This window comes from Sanguibacter suaedae (genome assembly GCF_016342785.1).
GTDB classification, from domain to species: Bacteria; Actinomycetota; Actinomycetes; order Actinomycetales; family Cellulomonadaceae; genus Sanguibacter; species Sanguibacter suaedae.
In genome coordinates, this window is sequence record NZ_JAEINH010000010.1 from 57,593 (window position 1) to 75,075 (window position 17,483).

The following is a 17,483-nucleotide window of genomic DNA, read 5'->3' on the forward strand; positions in this document are numbered from 1 at the left end:
CCGCAACCGCCCCGCCCACGGGGCACCGAAAGGACGACGCATGTCAGTGAACCTCTCCAAGGGACAGAAGCTCTCCCTCCAGAAGTCGAGCGGGGCCACGCTCACGCGGGTGCGCATGGGCCTCGGCTGGGACGCCGTGAAGAAGCGCGGCTTCTTCGGCCGTAAGGAGCAGGAGATCGACCTCGACGCGTCGGGCCTGCTGTTCGACGCCTCGAAGAAGCTCGTCGACGTGGTCTGGTTCAACCAGCTGCAGAGCCGTGACGGCTCCGTGGTGCACACGGGTGACAACCGGACGGGCGCAGGGGACGGCGACGACGAGTCGATCGTCGTCGACCTGACGCGGATCCCGCCGACGGTCACCACGGTCGTCTTCACGGTGAACTCGTTCACCGGGCAGGACTTCACGCAGATCGAGAGCGCGTTCTGCCGTCTCGTCGACGAGACGGACGGCTCGGAGGTCGCCCGCTACGACCTCTCCGGCTCCGGCACGCACAACGCGCAGATCATGGCCAAGGTGACGCGCGAGGGCGCCGGGTGGGCCATGACGGCCATCGGGCAGTCCGCGAGCGGCCGGACGTTCGACCAGCTCCTCCCGGCGGTCACCCCGCACCTGTGACGTGCGGGGCCCGTGCGCCCCGCCACGCACGACGAAGGCCCCCGGCAGCCGCCGGGGGCCTTCGTCGTCGGTGCGGTGGACCGGTCAGGAGACGAACTGCGCGGCAGGCTTGAGCATCGCCTTGACGGTCTTCCCGTCGTGGAACTCGCCGAGCGCCTCCATCTCCCAGGTCCCCCCGCTGCTGCGGCGCAGGACGCACATGAAGACCCCGGTGCTGGGCTTCGAGTCGGTGAGGTCGAAGCGCACGAGCTCCGCGCCGGACGCCGCGTCGACGAGACGGCAGTAGGCGTTGCGCACGTCGGTGAACCGGTGCCCACCGAAGGAGTTGATGGTGAGCACCACCGCTGCGACCTTCTCGGGCAGGCGGTCGAGCTCCACGACGATCACCTCGTCGTCACCGTCCCCCTGTCCCGTGACGTTGTCGCCCATGTGCTGGATCGCACCGCCGCACGCCTTCTTCGACAGGAACCACGCCTTGTCGACGTCCTTGCCCTGCGCGTCGAGGACGATGGCGGACGCGTCGAGGTCGATGGACCTGCCGCCGGAGGCCGGGTCCCAACCGAGGCCGAGCCGGACGCGCGTGAGGGCCGGTGCGCCCGACTTGGTCAGGCTCACCCGCTGGTTCTTCGCGAGGCTCACGCGTCCCTTGTCGAGGTTGACGGTCGCCCGGCCCTGCGCGGGCGCTGCGACAGGAGCCGGGGGCGGCACGGCCACGGGCGGGCCGGACGGCGGCGGTGCGTACCCGGGGATCGAGGTCCCCGTGCCCGCCGGTGCGGGAGCACCGAAGCTCGGGGCGCTCGGGGGCGGAGGGGCGGTCGGGGCCGACCGGACGTACGCCGGGGCGGGCGTCGGTGCCGGGGGTGCGGGTGGTGCCGCCGGTGCCTCGTCCACCGTGATCCCGAAGTCGGTCGCGAGGCCTTCCAGGCCGGACGCGTAGCCCTGGCCGACGGCGCGCAGCTTCCAGCCGCCGCCCCGGCGGTACAGCTCGCCGGAGAGGAAGGCGGTCTCCGTGGTGGCGTCGGACATGTCGAACCGCGCGACCTCCGCACCCGTGCCGACGTCCGTGACGACGAGCCGCAGGTGGCGGACGGCGCCGAAGGTGCCGCCGTCGGCGGACGCGCCGAGCACGATGCGGTCGACGGCCGGCTCCACGCGACCGAGGTCGACCTCCACGGTGTCGCGGACGGTGGACGCGGTGCTCTGCTTGGGCAGCTTCCGCACGGCACCCGAGGCGTGGGCCGGCTGGTTGAAGAACACGAAGTCGTCGTCGGAGCGCACCGTCCCGTGCTCGGTGAGCAGGAGCGCCGAGGCGTCGACGTCGGGCGTCCCGGGGCGGGCGTCCCACACGAGCTCCGCGCGGAGGTGGACGGCGGTGAGCGGGATGTTCGAGCCCTTGGTCATCTGCGTCATGACCCCATGGTCGCAGAGCGTCCTGGTGGGGAGTTCTCCCCTCCGGCACGGTGTCCTCGGGGCGGACCCGTCGGCTATCTTGAACTGCGCACCCGACGCAGTGGGCGCGAGGGGCTGCGTCGATCGCGCCGTCCCGCACGCAGAGAGCCGGGAGAACATGCGCCACTTCGCCACCTTGAGCGCGTCCGAGATCGACCGCCTGTTCTTCCGCGCACCGGAGGACTTCGGCACGGACAGCGACCCCCACGTCCTCGCCATGGCGCTCGGCGCCACCCTGTACAGCCCCGGGACGCGCCCGCGCCTCGCGGAGGACATCGCCAAGCGAGCGGCGGCCGGTGTCGTGTCCGTCGTCGTGTGCCTCGAGGACTCGATCTCCGACGACGACGTCCCGGCCGCCGAGCGCAACGTCGTCGCCCAGCTCCGCGCCTACGCGCAGACCGGCGCCACGGGGCCCCTCGTCTTCGTCCGGGTACGGAACCCCGAGCAGATCCCGCTCGTCGCCGACGGCCTGGGCGAGCACCTGGGGATCCTCGCGGGGTTCGTGGTCCCCAAGTTCCTCCAGGACAACGGCATCGAGTACCTCGAGGCGATCGAGGCCGTCAACGCCCGCTCCGGCCGTCGCCTGTACGCCATGCCGGTCCTCGAGTCCCCGACGCTCGCCTTCGCCGAGACGCGGAGCACCGAGCTCGCCGGCATCCAGACGGTGCTGCAGAAGTACCGGGACACGGTCCTCGCCGTCCGGATCGGTGCGACCGACCTCTCCGCCGCGTTCGGTCTGCGGCGCAACCGTGAGCTGACCATCTACCACGTCCACGTCATCGCGGCCGTCATCGCGGACATCGTCAACGTCCTCGGGCGAGCCGACGAGACCGGGTTCGTCATCACCGGACCCGTCTGGGAGTACTTCGCCCAGCACGAGCGCCTCTTCAAGCCGCAGCTCCGCGAGACACCCTTCGCCGAGCACGACGAGGAGAAGCTGCGGCAGCGGATGATCGCCGACGACCTCGACGGGCTCATCCGCGAGGTGGTCCTCGACCAGGCGAACGGCCTCACCGGCAAGACCGTCATCCACCCCTCGCACGTCGCGGCCGTCCATGCGCTGTCCGTGGTGTCCCACGAGGAGTACGTCGACGCGTGCGACGTCCTCGCCGCGGACCGCGGTGGCGCGAAGGCGTCGGAGTACCGGAACAAGATGAACGAGAGCAAGCCGCACCGGGCCTGGGCCACCCAGCTCCTGCGGCGCGCCCAGGTGTTCGGCGTGATCCGTGAGGACGTGAGCTTCGTGGACGTCCTCAGCGCGAGCCAGACCTCGTGAGCGCGGCGCAGGTCCCCGCCGTCGGGGAGACCGCGACGACCGCGACGGCCGCGACGACATGGACGGGGACGTGGGTCGCGGACCGCCTGGGCATCGGGGTCGAGACCGTGGACGCGCCCGTAGGGGTGCCGCTCGACGCGCTCGTCGGGCTCGCGGTCCGCCGCAACCCGCGGCGCGCCCACCTGCTCGTGTCCACGGTCCTCGGGAAGCACGTGCCCACGTCCCCGACCGTCGTCCACCAGGCGGGTGTGCTCCTCGGGCACCTCGTCGCCGATGTCGTCGCGGGCAGCGGCACCGTGCCCGACGCCGCACGCGCCGCCGGTCTCGCCGACGCCCTGCGCGACGCCCTCGGGGCGACCGGCCCTCGGACCGTCGCGGCGGCGCGACGCTTCGCGGACGCCGTCGCCGCCAGCGCCCCGCGCGCAGCCTCCGGCGACCCGCTGCACCTGCTCGCGGGGACGGCCGTCCTCGGGTACGCCGAGACCGCCACCGCCCTCGGGCACAGCGTCGCCCGCGCCCTCGGCGTCCCGTCGGTGCACTCCACCCGTCGCCCGGTCGACGGAGTGACGCCCGCAGCCGGTTTCGCCGAGGAGCACTCGCACGCGACCGACCACCTCGTGCTCCCCGAGGACCCCCGCCTGCTCGACCGCGCCAGCACCCTCGTGCTCGTCGACGACGAGATCTCCACCGGGCGCACCGCGCTCAACACCATCGCCGCGCTGGACGCCGTCCGGCACCGCGAGCGCTACGTCGTCGCAGCCCTCATCGACCTGCGGTCCGCCGCCGACCGCGGCACGTTCGCGGCGCTCTCCGAGAGGCTCGGGGTGCGGATCGACGTCGTGGCGCTCGCGTCCGGCACCATCACGCTCCCGGACGGTCTCCTCGAGCGGGCGGCGTCGCTCGTCGCGTCGGTGACCGCGACGCCGGTCGCGCCCGCCGGTCCGTCCGCACCGGATGCCGTCCCCGCCTCCGCGGGGCCCGACGGCGGGGCGCGCGGCCTCGCGCCGCGCGAGGTCCCCACCTGGGGTGCGGGCGTGCGCGACGGCGGACGCCACGGGTTCACGCCCGCCGACGAGACCACCCTCGAGGCGGCTGCGACCGCCGCGGCCGAGAGCCTGCGGTCCTCCCTCACCGGCGACCGGGTCCTCGTCCTCGGGTTCGAGGAGCTCATGTACGCGCCCCTCCTCCTCGGCCGGGCCCTCGAGTCGCTCGCCTCCGGCACGACCGGGCCGGGCTCGGCGCCCGGCCCGGCGCTCGAGGTGCGCTGCTCCACGACCACCCGGTCACCGGTCCTCGCCGTCGACGAGGCGGGGTACGCCCTGCGCACCACCCTGGAGTTCCCCGCGCACGACGACCCCGCCGACGGACCGGGACCGCGGTTCGCGCACAACGTCGCACCCGGGACGGACCCGACGCGACGGTTCACCGACATCGTCCTCGTCGTCGACTCCGTCGGGGACACCCCTGAGCTCCGGGCTCCGGGCGGGCTCCTCGACCGGCTCGCCGAGAGCTGCGACCAGGTGCACCTCGCCGTCGTCCCGTCGTACGTCCCCGCCCAGCGCACCAGAACCAGCCCCACCACCGAGGAGCACACCCTGTGACCGTCGAGACAGCACCGAGCTCCGCACCGCACGCCACCCGGGGTGGCGACGCGACCGCGCTGCCCGCGCCGCTCCACGGCCCCACCTTCGGGTCCTACGGGGCGCACGAGGTCGAGTGGCTCCTCAGCGACCTCTCCGACGTCGAGCTCGAGGCCCCCACCGAGGAGCGCGAGGAGGCCATCCAGTCCGGTGGCGCCCACTACGCCGAGTCCCTCCCCGTGGAGTACCAGCCCACCCCCGAGTACCAGGACCTCTTCCACAGCGCCCTGCGCGCGTCGGCCGCGCGGCTCGCCCACGCGGTGGGCGTCGTCACCGAGCTCGCGCTCGCGGAGCGCGGGGAGCGCACCGTCCTCGTGTCGTTGGCCCGCGCCGGGACGCCCGTCGGCATCCTCATGAAGCGGTGGGCCAGCTACGCGCACGGCCTGACGCTCCCGCACTACGCGGCGAGCATCGTCCGTGGACGGGGCATCGACGAGGTCGCCCTCGCGTACCTCGCCCAGCACCACGACCCGGCGGACGTGCTGTTCGTCGACGGGTGGACGGGCAAGGGGGCCATCGCACGCGAGCTCGACGCGGCCGTGGAGCGCGCGAACGCGGCGCTCGGCCTGGGGGAGCGCGGCTTCTCCGGTGAGCCGGCGGTCCTCGCCGACCCCGGGCACTGCGTCCGGCTCTTCGGGACGCGCGAGGACTACCTCATCCCGTCGGCGTGCCTGAACTCCACGGTCTCCGGCCTCGTGTCGCGGACGGTGCTCAACGACCGGCTCATCGGTCCCGGCATGTTCCACGGCGCCAAGTTCTACGCCGACCTCGCGGACGCGGACGTCTCGGCGGAGTTCCTCGACGTCGTGAGCGCCCAGTTCTCCGAGGTGGCCGACACCGTGCGGGCCGACGTGGCGGCGCGGCAGGACGCTCCCGAGCCGGACGTCACCTGGGCCGGGTGGGCCGCGGTCGAGCAGATCAGCGAGTCCTACGGTCTCGGCGACGTGAACCTCGTGAAGCCTGGCGTGGGGGAGACCACGCGGGTGCTGCTGCGTCGCGTCCCGTGGAAGGTCCTCGTGCGTGCGGACGCCGCCGCCGAGCTCGGCCACGTGCGCCTGCTCGCCGAGCAGCGGGGCGTCGACGTGGAGGAGGTCGCCGATCTCCCGTACAGCTGCGTGGGACTGATCCACCCGCGGTTCACGCGCGGGGCGACGGGAGCGGACGGGACGGCGGCGGCCGACGCCGCCCCGGTCGAGCAGGGCGAGGTGGCTTCCAGGTGAGCCGCACCACCGCTCGGACCGCCGACGTGCGCCGGGCCGCCGACGCCGTGCTGCCCGTGGTGGCGGCGTGCGACCTCGACCGGACGCTCGTCTACTCGCGCAAGGCCGCGCGGCTCGGCCTCCCCGACGGTACCCACGAGGAGCTCGTGCGGGACCTCGCCTGCGTGGAGATCTACGAGAGCGAACCCCTCTCCTACGTGACGCAGGCTGCGCACCGCACCGTCGAGGCCCTCGCGCGGACCGGGGCGCTCGTCCCGGCGACCACACGGACCCGGGCGCAGTACGAGCGCATCATGCTGCCCGGGCCGCAGGCGCCGTACGCGGTGACCGCGAACGGCGGGTTCCTCCTCGTCGACGGCGTGGCCGACCAGGCGTGGACCGACCGGGTCACGCGGGTCCTCGCCGAGTCGTCGCACCCGTTCGCCGAGGTCGAGGGCTACATGGCGTCCGTGTTCAAGCCGGAGTGGACGTCCAAGCTGCGCAGCGCCGAGGGCCTCTTCTGCTACGCGGTGGTGCGCCGGCAGCACCTGCCCGAGGGGTTCGTCGACGAGGTCGCCGACTGGGCGCGGGCCCACGGGTGGAGGGCGTCGCTCCAGGGCCGCAAGCTCTACGTCGTCCCCGACGAGCTGCGCAAGGGCGCGGCCGTCGCCGAGGTGGCGCGCCGCACGGACGCGCACACGGTGGTCGCGGCCGGCGACTCGCTGCTCGACGCGGAGATGCTCGAGTCCGCCACGCGTGCGATCCGGCCCGCCCACGGCGAGCTGCACGACGTCGGCTGGACCACGCCGGGCCTCACGGTCACGGGCGCGGCAGGCGCGGCGGCCGGTGAGGAGATCGCGTCCTGGCTGCTGGCTCAGGTGACGGAAGGGGCGGCAGGCTAGCTGCCGCGGGCGGCGACCCACCGGAGCACCCCGCCCGCCCGAGGGCGAGCGGGGTGGGAGCTGCTCCGTCTCGCCCGCACAGTGCGTGGCGGAGCAGTGGGCCTGCGCCCGGACGGAGCTCTCGCACCCGTCGACTCCATAAGGTGGTCGCATCACCGGGCCGGAGAACCGGCCGCAGTGGCTGCATCGCCAGTGTTGCACCGGTTGTGGGACCTCGCCACCGGAACGGGCGCCCCGGACCTTCCGTCAGGCGACGTCCAGGATCATCGGCCTAGCCTGGACCGATGCCCCCAGAGACAGACCTCACCGAGGCCACCAACGTGGCCGTCACAGCCATCGCCGTCGTCGGCGCGGTCGTCGCCGCGTTCCTCGTCGGTGCCATCATCTCCGGCGTGGTCCGGCGCGCCGGTCGTAACAACTGGCTCCTGCGCGACCTCTCCACCCGGATGCGTCGCCCGCTGCGTGCCGTCCTCGTCGTCGTCGGTGTGTGGCTGGCCGTCCGCCTCGCCACGGACTCCGCGCACTCCTGGCGCGCGGGCGTCGAGCACCTCCTGCTCATCCTCTTCATCGTGGTGGGGGCGTGGTTCGTCGGGTCCCTCGCGTTCGTCGTCGAGGACGGGATCCTCAAGCGGTACCGCACCGACACGGCGGACAACAGGCACGCCCGACGCGTGCGCACCCAGATCATCGTGGTCCGGCGCCTCACGGTCGCGGTCATCGTCATCTGCGGGTTCGCGGGCATCCTCCTGACGTTTCCCGCCGCCCGCGCCGCCGGTGCCAGCCTCCTCGCGTCCGCGGGACTCGTGTCCATCGTCGCCGGTCTCGCGGCGCAGACGGCGCTGGGGAACGTGTTCGCCGGCATGCAGATCGCGTTCACGGACGCCATCCGCGTGGACGACGTCGTGGTCCTCGAGGGCGAGTGGGGTCGCATCGAGGAGATCACCATGACGTACGTGGTGGTGCACATCTGGGACGACCGTCGTCTGATCCTGCCCTGCACCTACTTCACCACCACTCCCTTCGAGAACTGGACCAGGCGGGCGGCGGAGCTGCTCGGGACAGTCGAGATCGACCTCGACTGGGACGTCCCCCTCGCCGAGATGCGCGCCGAGCTCACGCGGCTCCTCGACTCGACGCCGCTCTGGGACGAGCGCGTCGGCGTCCTCCAGGTGACTGAGGCCACCCACGGCTTCGTGCGGGTGCGCGCCATGGCGAGCGCCCAGGACGCCGGGACGCTCTTCGACCTGCGCTGCTACCTGCGTGAAGGCCTCGTCGAGTGGTTGCAGCGCGAGGCCCCGCAGGCCAAGCCGCGCACCCGCCTGCTCGGTGCCGACGGTGCCGTCGAGGCGCCGCTGAGCGTCACCGACGAGGACGACCGCCCCGGCGGCGCGCGACCCGGGAAGGGGCCTGCCGGGGAGCGGAAGAAGAAGGCCACGCAGAAGGCCCCCGAGCGCATCCCCGTGCGGGTCGCGCGACCCGGGCTGCGCATGCGCCTGAGCGAGCCGTCGCGTGGCCCGCACCCCACCGCCGAGGTCGAGGAGACCCAGGTCATGAGCCCCGCCGCAGGGCTGTTCACCGGGAGCGCGGACGCCCAGCAGCGGTCCAAGGCGTTCTCCGGACCCGGCCAGGAGGTCATCGACGAGCGCGAGCGCACCGCCCAGATCCAGCGCGTGGAGGACGAGGAGGGCGACGTGCGTGCCGGCGAGGTCGACGGCCGTCGTGCGCCTGCGGAGGAGGGCGGGCGCGAGTAGGGTGGCCCTGGGGTCAAGCAGCGGCCGTCACGGCACTGTGCGACAGGACTCATCATGGACACGCTGGCCACCGGATCGCCGCGCTGACCGTCGGTACCGAGCAGGCGTTCGGCACCTACCGCCTGGACCTCGTGACGGACACCTGGTGGTGGTCCGACGAGGTCTACGAGATCTACGGGTTCGAGCCTCACGAGGTCGTCCCGTCCGGTGACCTCGTCCTCGCCCACGTCGTGGCCGAGGACCGAGGATCCGTGGAGGTCGCGGTCGAGGCTCTGCGGAGCTCGGGCGCGGCGTTCAGCCGGGTGCACCGGATCGTCGACGCGCGCGGTGTGGAGCGCACGCTCGTCCTCACCGGCCGGTGGGAGGATCCTGACGGGCCGACGTCGGCCTGCATCTCCGGGACCATCATCGACCTCACCGAGACCCAGCACGAGGCCGCGCAGCGGGAGGCCGCCGAGTCGATCCGCGCCGCTGCGGGCTCGCGCGCTGCGATCGAGCAGGCCAAGGGCATCCTCATGGCTGCGTTCGGGCTGAGCGAGGACGAGGCGTTCGGGATGCTCAAGCAGCGGTCCAACGAGGCGAACGTCAAGCTCCGAGAGCTCGCCGAAGGTCTCGTGGCGGCGGCGAGCAGCGGCAGGGGCGACGGGGTGCCGCAGCTGGGTGACCAAGGTGCCGTGTCCGGTCGACGCACCTACCGGCTCGTCGACCGGCACGGGACCGAGGTGTACAGGGAGACCAGCCGCGCCGAGGACATCGCGATCGCCCTCGCCGCCCGGGACTTCCTCGACATCGCCGTGTCCGTGGCGCGCGACGAGGCGCTGTGGATCCAGACGCGCTCCGCGGACGGGGAGTGGGTCACCGCCGGCGAGGTCCCGTGGGTGGCCTCCGGTCCAGCGCCCCTCAGCTCGGGGACGAGTGCTGCTCGGCCTCCTGCTGCGCGTCAGCGAGGGTGAGCCACTCCTGCCCCTGCTCACGCTCCGTGAGCGACGGGGGCACCGTGTCCCACGTGAACTTCCATCGGCCGTCGTACTTCTTCACCGTGTAGACCCGGTGCTCGGTCGACGCCGTCCACACGTCCTTCGACTGCTCGTGCCACTTCACGCGGTCCTCCTCGTGCCGTCGTCCGCCGGTCCGTCCCGACCGTAGCGCGGCATGCGGTCCGACGCTCGGCGTGAGGTGTCCTCGCCCTCACGGCCCGGGCGCAGCGCTCGACGGGCATCAGGTCCGCGCGTGGTGTGCCCCTCGGCTGCGCGGCCCGGCGGGGCGTGCTCCTGTGGACGGGGCGGCGCCTCGAGCGCACGCCCCGTCCACGAGAGCACGCCCCGTGTGAGGTCGTTCGGGGCCGTGCTGTGTCCTGTGGGGTCGGGGGTGTCAGGTGTCAGGGGTCATCGGAGCCAGGTCTGGCGGCCGATGACTCTCGCCCACGGGCGGCCGGCGCCCCATGTGTCGCCGGCGGCGGTCGCTGCGAGGGCGACGAGCGCGACGACGTACACGAGGTGCTGGTCGACGAGGGGGTTGTTGCTGCCCGGTCCGAAGGGCCAGCTCGCGAGGTAGATGGGGAGCATGAGGAACGCGCCGGCCACGGCGGCGACGCGCAGCCCGATGCCGATGACGAGCGCGAGCCCGACGCCGAGCATGCCGAGCATGAAGAGCCAGTCGGACACGGGGCTCGCCATCGATGCGAGGAGGTCCTTGGTCGGCCCCTTGACGGCGTCGGACTGCAGGTATCCCTGACTCGGTGTCCCACCGGCGATCCACGCCCGGTCGCGCGGGGTGGCGTAGCCGAGGCCGAAGGTCTTGTCGAGGAAGGGCCAGAGGAACACCAGGCCGAGGACGATGCGGAGGGCGGCGAGGGACCGCGCTCCCACACGTCCTGTGGTGTCGTGGGTGTGATCGACGGTGGGACGCTCGTCCGTCCGGACCGCGAGTGGTGTGGTCGTCATCGCACCAGGGTGATGCACATCACAGACGTATGCCACGACTCGGGCACTGCTGAAACGTTTGGGCAGTGGGCAGTGGGCAGTGGGCAGTGGGCTGCGGCATGCGCTCTGTGCTGCGCGTTCGGCGCTCCGCACGAGGCGCGCTCGCTGCTCCAGCGACCCGTAGCGCCGCGTCAGGCGGGACCTCGATCCGAGGCTCAGACGCCCACGACGTCGCGCAGGGCGTCCCGCACCACCGGACCGAGAGGACTGAGCAGCAGCCCGAGCGCGGCGAGGTTCACGACGACCGTCACCCAGAACCGCGACCGGAAGCTCACCTTCGTCGTCTTGTGCCGCAGCGTCTCCTGGGCGGCGATCGCGCCCGGCCACCCACCGAGGAGCCCGAGGGTCAGCAGCGTCTGCTCCGACGTGCGCCAGCGCCCGGCGCGCGCCGAGGCCTTGTCTCGCGCGTATGTCAGGAACGTCACGAGGCTCAGGGTGCCGTAGACGGCGGCGACGACCAGGCTGAGGTCCAGCAGGAGGGTCGCGGCCGTCAGCCCGGCGACGAACAGCGCCACGAGCACCCAGGGTGCGCGGCGCCGCCGAGGCCCACGTTCCGGCGTGCGGCCGGCCGGGCGACCGACATGCGTGCGACGGCCGGACGGGCGCGGAGCGGAGGGTCGCGAGGTCGACGGTCGCGAGGTGGGTGGCACCCGCCGATGCTAGCGGTCTGCGTCGCGACGCTGCGGGCGGCGGGCCGTGCGGGGGCTCCCGCGTTACTGCCGCAACCTCTCCCTTCGTTCCACAGGTAGTTGCCTAATGGGTATAGGATCGATCGCGGACGAAGAGGTGAACATGGTGCACGCAGGGATCACACCGGGCAGGGTCGCGGCCGTCGGGGCCGAGCTGGCCGACGACATCGGGTTCGAGCGCGTCACCGTCGCGGAGGTCGCCCGCCGCCTCGGGGTGCGCACCCCGAGCCTCTACTCGCACGTCGGGGGCACCGCAGACCTTCGTGCCCGCGTCACGCTCCTCGCTCTCGAGGAGCTCGCCGACCGTGCCACCGACGCGGTCGCGGGACGGTCACGAGCGGAAGCGCTCGCCGGCCTCGCGGACGCGTACCGGGATTACGCGCGCGAGCACCCGGGCCGCTTCTCCGCGAGCTCTGCGGCCCTCGAGCCGTCGACCGCGGCGTCGAGCGCGGGGCCGCGCCACACGCGGCTCATGGAGGCCGTCCTGCGCGGTTACGACCTCGATCCCGCCGTGCACGTCCACGCGGTGCGGCTCATCGGGAGCACCGTCCGGGGGTTCATCACGCTCGAGGCGAGCGGCGCGTTCTCCCACAGCGGCCCGGCACCGCAGGAGAGCTGGGCGCACGTCATCGGTGCGCTCGACGCCGTCCTCGGCGCCTGGCCCGCCCCGTAGCCGCTCGGGCACTCGTGGCTCGGCGCCCCCGTCGTCACCACTGTCGTCATCACCGTGGCCCGGGACCGGGCAGAGAGAAGGACCCATGACCTCCCCGACCCTGACCAGCGTCCCGGTCGCACCGCTCGTGCGCGGCGCCGCGGAGCTCGAGCGCACCCCACGCGGGCTGCTCCCGCACCGCCTGCCAGCGTGGGCGAGGGCGCAGTGCGCGGACCCGCAGCTCGCGACGGTCGAGTCCCAGCCGTCGGGCGTGCGCCTCGTGCTCCGCACCGCGGCCACGGTCCTCGAGGTCGACACCTACCGGCGTCGCGTCGTCTACGCGGGCGTGCCGCCGCGCCCGGACGGCGTCGTGGACCTCGTCGTCGACGGTGTGCTGACGGCGTCCGCCACCACGTCGGGCGGGACGACGGTCACCGTCGACATGCGCACCGGAGCCGCCCACGAGGAGGCGGGCGAGGTGTGCACCTCGCGCTTCGAGGGTCTGCCCGGGGGGACCAAGGACGTGGAGGTGTGGTTGCCGCACATCGAGACGACCGAGCTCGTCGACCTCCGTGCCGACGCCCCGGTGGCACCCGGGCCGACGGGGGACCGTGCAGTGTGGCTGCACCACGGAAGCTCCGTCAGCCACGGGTCCAACGCCGCACGGCCCACGGGGACGTGGCCCGCTGTGGCTAGCCGGACGGCCGACGTGGAGCTGGTCAACCTCGGCCTCGGGGGCAGCGCGCTCCTCGACCCGTTCGTGGCACGCACCCTGCGCGACGCCCCGGCGGACGTCATCAGCGTGAAGATCGGCATCAACCTGGTGAACGCGGACCTCATGCGGGTCCGCGCGTTCGGACCCGCGGTGCACGGGTTCCTCGACACGATCCGCGACGGTCACCCCGAGACGCCGCTCCTCGTGGTCTCACCCATCTTCTGTGGCATCCACGAGGACACCCCAGGTCCGGGGGCGTTCGACACCGACGCCCTCGCCGAGGGCGTCGTCCGCTTCCGCGCCACGGGCGACCCTGGCGAGGTGGTCGCAGGCAAGCTCACGCTCACCGTGATCCGGGCGGAGCTCGAGCGCATCGTCCGCGAGCGGCAGCCCAGCGACCCGAACCTCCACCACCTCGACGGCCGCGAGCTCTACGGCCCCGACGACGCCCAGCCGCACCCCCTGCCCGACGCCCTCCACCCCGACGCGGCCACCCACCAGATCATCGGGGAGAGGTTCGCCCGGCTCGCCCTCGGGGAGGGCGGGCCGCTGACGGTCCGGCGCTGAGTCCGGTCGCGGACGTGGCGTGGTCCGACAGCGGCGACCGGGTGGGCCCCGTGGGGCTCGAACCCACGACCCGCGGATTAAAAGTCCGATGCTCTGCCAACTGAGCTAGAGGCCCCGGACGTCCCGGTCCGTGACAGGGCGGGACGTCGCCAGGACAGGCTACCCGGGGTGGGCGGGAGGCCGACAACCCGTCTCTGCGCAGGATCTTCACAATCAGGCGGGAGCGGTGCGGTGCTGCGGATCGGAGCGGGTCGCCCGGCAAGGACGAACGCCGCGAACCACCCCCATCGGGCACCTGCGCTTGCGGGCCCCGCCCGGGCTTGGTTCGGTGGAGGGGACCGAATGACTCCTGGGAGGGTTCATCCGGAGGCGGGCGACCCCCGTCGACGCGATGCCCCGGGAGTGCCCGGCTACGAGAGGAGATCTCGTGCTTACCCTCACCGATAACGCTCGACAGGCTGTCCAGGACCTCGCCACGCAGGCGAACCTCCCCGACGACGGTGGGCTGCGCATCGCCGCCGCTGAGGAGAACCCGGGCGACTTCAACCTCGCCCTCGTGACGGAGCACAAGCCGTCGGACGAGGTCATCGACCTCGGCACCACCAAGGTCTTCGTCGAGGAGACGACCGCCGCGTCGCTCAACGACCTCGCGCTCGACGCCCAGCCCGCGGGCGAGAGCATCTCGTTCAGCCTGGCTCCGCAGCAGGCCTGAGCACCACCGGCCGGGCGGCACCATGCGCCCGACCACCGCGACCGCGCTGGTCGCCCGCAGACACCACCCCGGTCGCCGCAGCACGCGGCGGCCGGGGTGTCGTCGTCCCCGGACCCTTCCGGGCGGTCGACCTCAGAAGCGGGGGAGGTGCTCCACCGACCAGGCCCCGATCCACCACGACCCGAGCGCCAGGGCGCCGAGGGTCACCACGAGGAAGACCCCCACCCAGAACAGACCGGGGAACGGGGTGAGCCGGGCGAGCATGTCCGCGTCCGACGTGCGGGCCCGTCCGTTGCGCCGCTCCGTCTGCAGCTCGAGCACCGGCCGCGGCGCGGCCAGCAGCAGGAACCACGTCACCAGGTACGACGTGATCGCCTGCCACTCCGTGCTCGCGAACCACGACACGGCACCGAGGACCACGCCGCTCACGAGGATGGACCATAGCCCGAACCAGTTGCGGATCTGCAGCAGCATGAGTGCCAGCACGAGGATGAGCAGCCACAGCAGCCCCACCGCGTACCCCTGCCGCAGCATGAACGCCGCGCCCAGACCCACGAGACCCGGACCGACGTACCCCGCAAGGGCCGTGAGGATCATGCCGAAGCCCCGCGGCTTCCCGGAGGACACGGTGAGGCCCGACGTGTCGGAGTGCAGGCGGATGCCCGACAGACGCCGTCCGGTGACAAGTGCCGCGAACGCGTGCGCCCCCTCGTGCGCGATGGTCACCACGTGCCGGGAGACGCGCCAGGTCGGCCGGTACAGCACCACGGCGAGGGCCACGAGGCCCGTGACCCACACGACCCACTGCTCCGGGGGTGCCAGCTGCGCGGATGCGCGCGACCAGATCTCTGCGAGGAAGTCCATGGCCGTATTCGACCACACGGGCCTGCGCGTCCACGGGCGTCGACCGGGCCGTGGGAGTCGAGGGTCACACGGCGCTCCCCGACCGCCCACGGAGCAGCCATGAGAGACTGACGGACAGGAAGCGCGCAGGTCGCGCACCGAGCGTCGAGGGATTTCGCCCGACGGCGCAGAGAGATAAGGCAACCCTTGACGAACACGCAGCGCTCCGGCGCGCCCTCGACCACCCCCACCACGAACGCCACGCAGGCGTCGTTCTCCGACTTCGCGATCCCCACGGCGCTCATCACGCACCTGGCCGCCGGCGGTATCGACAGCCCCTTCCCCATCCAGACCGCGACCCTCCCCGACACCCTCGCAGGACGCGACGTCCTCGGGCGCGGGCGGACCGGCTCCGGCAAGACCCTCGCGTTCTCCCTCCCCATGGTCACGCGCCTCGCGGCAGGCGGCGCACGCCGTCGCCCCAGCCGCCCCCGCGGCCTCGTGCTGTGCCCCACGCGTGAGCTCGCCAACCAGATCAACGCGACCATGGAGCCCCTCGCGACGCTCCTCGGCCTCAAGACCACCGTGATCTTCGGCGGCGTCGCGCAGTCCCGCCAGGTCAACGCCCTCCAGGGCGGCGTCGACATCGTCATCGCGTGCCCCGGCCGCCTCGAGGACCTCATGGGCCAGCGGCTCATCTCCCTCGACGACGTCGAGATCACCGTCCTCGACGAGGCCGACCACATGGCCGACCTCGGGTTCCTGCCCGGCGTGAAGCGCATCATGGACCGCACGCCCGCCAAGGGCCAGCGCCTGCTGTTCTCCGCGACGCTCGACAAGGGCGTCGACCAGCTGGTCAAGCGCTACATGGACGCCCCCACGAGCCACTCCGTCGACAGCGTCGAGTCGCCCGTCGCCGCGATGATCCACCACGTGTTCGAGGTCGCCGACGTCGCCGCCAAGCGTGACGTCGTCAAGGAGCTCGCGTCCGGGCTGGGCCGCCGCGTCCTGTTCACGCGTACCAAGCACCAGGCGAAGAAGCTCGCCAAGCAGCTCACCGCCGACGGCGTGCCCGCGGTCGACCTCCACGGGAACCTCGGCCAGGGAGCGCGCGAGCGCAACCTCGCCGCGTTCTCGTCCGGCTCCGTCAAGGTGCTCGTCGCCACCGACATCGCCGCCCGCGGCATCCACGTCGACGAGGTCGACCTCGTGGTCCACGTGGACCCGCCCGCCGAGCACAAGGCGTACCTGCACCGCTCCGGCCGCACGGCGCGGGCCGGGTCCGGTGGTGACGTCGTGACGATCATGCTCCCCGAGCAGCGCGGCGACGTCCGCGACCTCACGCGCCTGGCGAAGATCAACGCCAAGCCCGTGAAGGTCACCCCCGGCGACGAGGCCGTCTCGCGGCTCGTCGGCGAGGTCGCCGAGTACGTCACGCCGCAGCCCGTCCAGGAGCAGCCCGTCCAGCGTGCTGGCGGCGGTGGCGGCCGTGGTCGTGGCCGCTCCGGTGGCGGTGCCGGGAGCGGCTCCGGCCGTTCGGGTGGCGGCGCGACCAGCGGCTCCGGGCGTTCCGGTGGTGGCGAGCGCGGTACGTCCGCGCGCACGTCGACCGGTGGCTCGTCCTCCCGTGCCGGGTCCGGCCGGTCCTCGTCCGCCCGCGGTGCAGGGTCGGCCCGCGGCGGAGTGAAGTACTCCACGAGCACGCCGGGTTCCGGGTCGTCGGTCGGTGAGCGCAGCGGTGCCGCCGGTGGCGGACGCAGCAGCAACCCGCGCGGCCGTCGCCGCGCCGCAGGCCAGGCGTGACCACCCCGTAGTCCAGCAGCGCAGCACCACGTAAGGTCGACAGGGCCCACCGGAAGCATCCGGTGGGCCCTGTCGTTGTCCCAGGAGACCCCCGCCGACGAGACACCAGCGAGCGCACACCGTTCGTGGAGAGGACCAGCCATGGCCTACGAGATCGAGAAGACACCCGAGGACTGGCGTGCTGAGCTCAGCCCCGAGGAGTTCGCCGTGCTGCGCCAGGCCGGCACCGAACGTCCAGGGACGGGCGAGCTCCTCCACGAGAACCGGGAGGGCGTCTACCGCTGCCGGGCGTGCAGCAACGAGCTCTTCCGGTCCGACACGAAGTTCGACGCCCACTGCGGCTGGCCCAGCTTCTTCGCGCCCCAGGAGTCCGACGCCGTCGAGCTCATCGAGGACCGTACCCTCGGCATGCTCCGCACCGAGGTGCGGTGCGCCCGGTGCGGGTCGCACCTGGGTCACGTCTTCGACGACGCCCCGCAGACCCCCACGGGAGACCGGTACTGCATGAACTCGATCTCCCTGACCTTCGAGGACATGAGCTCCTGACCCCGCGCGCTACCTGACCTCGGGTGCCTGGCACCTGACCCCGCGCCCAGGTCCCCTACCCTGACCCGGGCGCGACCGACGGGGCGTGCTCTTGTGGACGGGGCGTGCGCTCAAGGCGCCGCATCGTCCACGAGAGCACGC

General features: G+C 72.9%; 17 protein-coding genes and 1 tRNA gene. 12 read left to right on the forward strand and 6 right to left on the reverse strand.

The genetic code is table 11. The features are described from left to right. Window positions 1–40: 40 nt before the first annotated feature. Complete coding sequence (locus JAV76_RS12225; RefSeq protein ID WP_198734347.1) at window positions 41–616, forward strand: TerD family protein; 576 nt, start codon at window positions 41–43, stop codon at window positions 614–616. A gap of 84 nt (window positions 617–700) precedes the next feature. On the opposite strand, the gene JAV76_RS12230 is transcribed toward JAV76_RS12225, so the two are convergent. Further along, window positions 701–2,026, reverse strand: a complete 1,326-nt coding sequence (locus JAV76_RS12230; protein WP_198734348.1) for a TerD family protein — start codon at window positions 2,024–2,026, stop codon at window positions 701–703. Between the two features lie 157 nt (window positions 2,027–2,183). On the opposite strand from JAV76_RS12230, the gene JAV76_RS12235 reads away from it, so the two are divergent. The 6 genes from JAV76_RS12235 (at window position 2,184) to JAV76_RS12260 (ending at window position 9,786) form a co-directional block, all read left to right on the forward strand. Continuing rightward, the gene (locus tag JAV76_RS12235) at window positions 2,184–3,341 is read left to right on the forward strand and encodes an HpcH/HpaI aldolase/citrate lyase family protein (protein ID WP_198734349.1); all 1,158 of its coding nucleotides are present in this window, start codon (window positions 2,184–2,186) and stop codon (window positions 3,339–3,341) included. Beyond that, window positions 3,338–4,942: a phosphoribosyltransferase family protein gene (locus JAV76_RS12240; protein ID WP_198734350.1), complete on the forward strand. Its 1,605-nt coding sequence runs from the start codon at window positions 3,338–3,340 to the stop codon at window positions 4,940–4,942. Before JAV76_RS12235 ends, JAV76_RS12240 begins: the two co-directional genes overlap by 4 nt. Next, complete coding sequence (locus JAV76_RS12245; protein WP_307844197.1) at window positions 4,939–6,201, forward strand: cysteine protease StiP family protein; 1,263 nt, start codon at window positions 4,939–4,941, stop codon at window positions 6,199–6,201. The genes JAV76_RS12240 and JAV76_RS12245 overlap by 4 nt, the downstream gene beginning before the upstream one ends. Continuing rightward, on the forward strand, window positions 6,198–7,082 hold the full coding sequence (locus tag JAV76_RS12250) for an HAD family hydrolase (protein WP_307844198.1): 885 nt from the start codon (window positions 6,198–6,200) through the stop codon (window positions 7,080–7,082). The genes JAV76_RS12245 and JAV76_RS12250 overlap by 4 nt, the downstream gene beginning before the upstream one ends. A 284-nt stretch (window positions 7,083–7,366) precedes the next feature. Beyond that, on the forward strand, window positions 7,367–8,833 hold the full coding sequence (locus JAV76_RS12255) for a mechanosensitive ion channel family protein (protein WP_198734351.1): 1,467 nt from the start codon (window positions 7,367–7,369) through the stop codon (window positions 8,831–8,833). A gap of 131 nt (window positions 8,834–8,964) precedes the next feature. Beyond that, window positions 8,965–9,786 (forward strand): PAS and ANTAR domain-containing protein, encoded by an 822-nt coding sequence (locus tag JAV76_RS12260; RefSeq protein WP_198734352.1) that lies wholly within the window; start codon window positions 8,965–8,967, stop codon window positions 9,784–9,786. On the opposite strand, the gene JAV76_RS12265 is transcribed toward JAV76_RS12260, so the two are convergent. The 3 genes from JAV76_RS12265 to JAV76_RS12275 all read right to left on the reverse strand — a co-directional run bounded on the left by JAV76_RS12265 (window position 9,734) and on the right by JAV76_RS12275 (window position 11,330). Further along, window positions 9,734–9,934, reverse strand: a complete 201-nt coding sequence (locus JAV76_RS12265) for a hypothetical protein (RefSeq protein WP_198734353.1) — start codon at window positions 9,932–9,934, stop codon at window positions 9,734–9,736. The genes JAV76_RS12260 and JAV76_RS12265 overlap by 53 nt on opposite strands. Window positions 9,935–10,218: 284 nt before the next feature. Further along, entirely contained in the window at window positions 10,219–10,776 is a 558-nt protein-coding gene (locus JAV76_RS12270) for a DoxX family protein (protein ID WP_198734354.1), read from the reverse strand. 194 nt (window positions 10,777–10,970) lie between these two features. Further along, complete coding sequence (locus JAV76_RS12275; protein ID WP_307844199.1) at window positions 10,971–11,330, reverse strand: DUF1294 domain-containing protein; 360 nt, start codon at window positions 11,328–11,330, stop codon at window positions 10,971–10,973. A 277-nt stretch (window positions 11,331–11,607) separates the two neighbouring features. Here JAV76_RS12275 and JAV76_RS12280 point away from each other — a divergent pair, with 277 nt between their 5' ends. After that, window positions 11,608–12,177, forward strand: a complete 570-nt coding sequence (locus tag JAV76_RS12280) for a TetR/AcrR family transcriptional regulator (RefSeq protein ID WP_198734356.1) — start codon at window positions 11,608–11,610, stop codon at window positions 12,175–12,177. An 85-nt stretch (window positions 12,178–12,262) separates the two neighbouring features. Next, window positions 12,263–13,438 (forward strand): SGNH/GDSL hydrolase family protein, encoded by a 1,176-nt coding sequence (locus tag JAV76_RS12285; protein WP_198734357.1) that lies wholly within the window; start codon window positions 12,263–12,265, stop codon window positions 13,436–13,438. 42 nt (window positions 13,439–13,480) lie between these two features. On the opposite strand, the gene JAV76_RS12290 is transcribed toward JAV76_RS12285, so the two are convergent. Then, window positions 13,481–13,553: transfer RNA gene (locus JAV76_RS12290), tRNA-Lys, on the reverse strand. A gap of 312 nt (window positions 13,554–13,865) precedes the next feature. On the opposite strand from JAV76_RS12290, the gene JAV76_RS12295 reads away from it, so the two are divergent. Next, the gene (locus JAV76_RS12295) at window positions 13,866–14,150 is read left to right on the forward strand and encodes an iron-sulfur cluster biosynthesis family protein (protein ID WP_198734358.1); all 285 of its coding nucleotides are present in this window, start codon (window positions 13,866–13,868) and stop codon (window positions 14,148–14,150) included. Window positions 14,151–14,282: 132 nt separating this feature from the next. Here the strand turns inward: JAV76_RS12295 and JAV76_RS12300 are convergent, their stop codons facing one another. Continuing rightward, a complete protein-coding gene (locus JAV76_RS12300; RefSeq protein ID WP_198734359.1) occupies window positions 14,283–15,014 on the reverse strand; it encodes a M50 family metallopeptidase in 732 nt (243 codons plus the stop codon). A 186-nt stretch (window positions 15,015–15,200) separates the two neighbouring features. Between JAV76_RS12300 and JAV76_RS12305 the strand changes: the two genes are divergently transcribed. Beyond that, window positions 15,201–16,796 carry a DEAD/DEAH box helicase gene (locus JAV76_RS12305; protein WP_198734360.1) on the forward strand — a complete coding sequence of 532 codons (1,596 nt, stop codon included), beginning with the start codon at window positions 15,201–15,203 and terminating at the stop codon, window positions 16,794–16,796. A 141-nt stretch (window positions 16,797–16,937) separates the two neighbouring features. Next, window positions 16,938–17,342 (forward strand): peptide-methionine (R)-S-oxide reductase MsrB, encoded by a 405-nt coding sequence (msrB, locus tag JAV76_RS12310; protein WP_198734361.1) that lies wholly within the window; start codon window positions 16,938–16,940, stop codon window positions 17,340–17,342. Window positions 17,343–17,483 lie beyond the last annotated feature (141 nt).